This window comes from Flammeovirga aprica JL-4, from assembly GCF_012844305.1.
Classification (GTDB): domain Bacteria; phylum Bacteroidota; class Bacteroidia; order Cytophagales; family Flammeovirgaceae; genus Flammeovirga; species Flammeovirga aprica.
The window spans coordinates 1-518 of the sequence record NZ_JABANE010000447.1 but is presented as its reverse complement, the minus strand read 5'-3'; the positions used below and the strand labels follow the sequence as shown (position 1 = coordinate 518).

The 518-nt window shown below is 62.5% G+C and carries 1 protein-coding gene; it reads right to left on the bottom strand.

The window, feature by feature from the left end; translation table 11 throughout:
- Positions 1–518 (bottom strand): carbon starvation CstA family protein (locus HHU12_RS34865; RefSeq protein ID WP_317170785.1); only part of this gene is annotated, 518 nt, incomplete at both ends.

Below are 518 nucleotides of genomic sequence, written 5' to 3'. Positions count from 1 at the left end.
GTACAGATCAGCAGCCAGCTGGTCGGCAGCAGCGCCACCCACGCATAGCGCTGGCGTTTCATCTTGAACAGGACCACCGCGCAGAGCATCAGCGCCATCCCCGCCAGCATCTGGTTGGCAATACCGAACAGCGGCCATAGGGTGTTAATCCCGCCCAGCGGATCGACCACCCCCTGATGCAGGAAGTAGCCCCAAGCCAGCACGCACAGCGCTGTCGCCAGCAGGTTGGCCGGTAGCGAGCTGGTTTTTTTCAGCCCCGGGCTAATCACGCCCAGCAGATCCTGCAGCATAAAGCGCGCCGCGCGGGTGCCGGCGTCAACCGCCGTCAGGATAAACAGCGCCTCAAACAGAATGGCGAAGTGGTACCAGAACGAGACATCCATCAGTCCGCCCAGCGAGCCGTGCAGGATGTAGGCCATCCCCACCGCCAGCGTTGGCGCGCCGCCGGCGCGGGAGATAATCGACTGTTCGCCGACCTCGCTGGCGATTTGATGCAGCGTATCAGGCGTAATGCTAAA